At 67.4% G+C, this 2,550-nt stretch carries 1 protein-coding gene; it reads right to left on the reverse strand.

Features of this window, described 5'->3' with window-relative positions; genetic code table 11:
- Nucleotides 1–36: 36 nt before the first annotated feature.
- On the reverse strand, nucleotides 37–2,400 hold the full coding sequence (locus ACFWPJ_RS30205; RefSeq protein WP_378856520.1) for a hypothetical protein: 2,364 nt from the start codon (nucleotides 2,398–2,400) through the stop codon (nucleotides 37–39).
- Between the last annotated feature and the right edge of the window lie 150 nt (nucleotides 2,401–2,550).

Below are 2,550 nucleotides of genomic sequence, written 5' to 3' on the forward strand. Positions count from 1 at the left end.
ATATTAATTAAAGACTAGACGGACTGGGCCATAGATCTATTTTTCTTCTTTTACGGTTTCCAGCCGCGCCTGCAGTTCGGCGATGAGCTCCTGCAGTTCGATATCCGATAGCCGTTGCAGCGGATCGAGTGCAGGCTGCGCGGTGGTCTGCGGGTGGTCACGGATCCATTGTTCGATGACCGCACGTCCGGTGGTGTCGAGGGCGCGCCAGTCGCGGCGCAGCATCGCCAGCGCGGTGGCCGGTGGCCGCGTAGTGGTGATGTGGGCGCAGCGGGCCGCGATGTGTTCGGTGGGTTCGTGTTCGGGGATGCCGGGGTGGCCGTGGTCGCGGCAAGGCTGACACAGTCCGTCGTCGGATCGACGTGGCGCGGCCGGGCCAGCGTCGGTGTGCGAGCGTTCCAGGCTGCACTCGACACAGGCAAGGCCCGCGAGGGGCCGCACGGCGGCTCGGTCGTAGTCAATCGGGAAACCCGTATCCGGTCGCCTTGCGTCGCCGCGCTCATCGAATTTGTTCAGGTGCTGGTCGAGGTTCTCGGCGTGGTAAGCCTCGGCGATGTCCAGTCCCGCGGCTTCGATTGGGTCGAAGGGAGCGCTCGCGATGGTCGGATCGATACGTTCGCGATGATCGCGGGGGCTCGGCCGAGCGACCCGAGTCTGGTCCTCGGCACGCTGATAGACCCCCGGATCGGTCGCTGGTGTACAGGCCTGGATGAGGTCGCGGTGCTGCGGGAACTGTTCGGCAGCCCACCGCAACCGGGCCGAGGCGACCGGGAAGCTGTGGCGGTAAAGGGTTTCGGCGATCGCGGTGAGCACAGCCTTCTGCTCATCGGTCAGCGTGGCGTGCAGATCGCGGAACTCCGCGATGGCATCGTCTACCTGCCCTGCGGCGAAGAGTGCGGCGACGCGGTCGAGGTGCTCGGCTGAGGTGCGGGGCGCCGACTCTTCGTCGCCGATGGCTGCGTCGACCGCACCGGAGAAGGGCTCAGTGATGGGTGCCAGAGTGGTTGTGGGCTCCTGGGGCGGTGGCGGCTGCGCCGCGGGTGAGGGCGAAGCCAACCGGTCGGTAGTGAGGGGGTTGGGTACCGAGTAGTCATCGGGAGCGTGGAGCAGGGTGTCGATGCGCCAGCTCAGCGTGGAGGTGAGCTGGTCAGCGCGCAGCGGTGGCGCGTCGGTTGGTTGAGCGGCCTGCAGGAGTTCGTGGGCGGTCGCCAGCAGATCTCTCGGCACCCAATCGCCGGCTGCGCGTTCGACGGCGGCGACCAGACGCGGCCAGCCTGCGTCAGCGACGACCTGGGAGGCGATATCAGGGCCGAGTACGTCCTCGAGATCCCTGAACCAATCCGGCCGCAGCCGGGCACCGTAGGGAGTATCGAGCGCGGAAGCCTCGAGTTCCAGTCGCGCCCACAGCGCGGCGGCAGGCATCTCATCAGGCAATGAGCGTTCGTGGGCGGCCGTGGCGAGCAGGGTTCCGATGTCGAGACCGGCGCGGGCGGCGAGGTCGATCTTGTCCGCGATCACCGGCCAATACGGGTCGCCGCCGATACGGGGGTCGATACGGTCGAGAACTTCACGCCACCGATGCCGAGGCAGATCCGGATCACCCAGCACCGCCAGAACACGGGCGTCGAGCTGCTGCTGGTGCGCTTGCTCGAGCAGAGTGTGACGTCGGGGGCCGGTCGTTCGGTGATCGGCGTCGGGGATCTTCAGCCCAGCCCGCCACACCGCGAGCTCGCCGAGCAGGCGCGGGTCGGTGCGCAGCAGGGGCCGTGCCCACGCCGGTGCGGTGGTTGCGGTCCACGCGCGGGTGGCATCGGCAATCTGGCTGGCGAGAGATGCGACGATACGATGTCGCGCGAGAACCGGCTCTGAAATGCTGTCGTCGACGGTTCCGGTAGGCAGTCCCGGGGTCCACGGCAGCGGCCCGATGCCGGCTGAATGTGCTCCCGTCGGGTCCAGACGCCAGTCGAGCACGGCGGCGGGATCGAGCGCGGTGTCGAGCTCGCGCGCGTTCACCGCAGCGCGCAGTTCGGCGGCTGGGTCGGCGCCGGAAAGCGCGATGAGCGCCAGATGCTGACGCAGCACGGAGTAGGCGGGACTGTCGGTGAGGCCGTCGACGAGCTCATCGGCGAGACGATCCAGCGCGACCAGTCGTGTTTCACCGAGTGCTGCTTCTGCCGCCAGGCCCACGGTGTCGAGGTAGATATCGATCGCCGCACCGATCCGCTGGTGCGGATCGAGCGCATCTCGGAGTTCGGTGTGCGCTGATTTCTGTCCGCCGTCGTGATCGAGAATTCGGGCCAGATGTTCCACCGCGGTGTGTGGAAAGTGTGCGGGTTCGGTGAATATCGCGCCCTCTTCGCCGTCCAACGCGGTGACGATGTAGGCATGATTCGCGTGCACACCGCGGGTCATCGCGACGTAGAACTGCTGCCGCGACTCACTCCCGGAGAGCGCGACGTGGCAGGTGTCGGCGGTGAGTCCCTGCGCGGAAACGATACACCCCCCGTATCCGCTGTGCCAGGGGGCCCCCCCCTAAAACCCCCCGAGGCC

The organism is Nocardia sp. NPDC058497, assembly GCF_042720195.1.
GTDB lineage: Bacteria > Actinomycetota > Actinomycetes > Mycobacteriales > Mycobacteriaceae > Nocardia.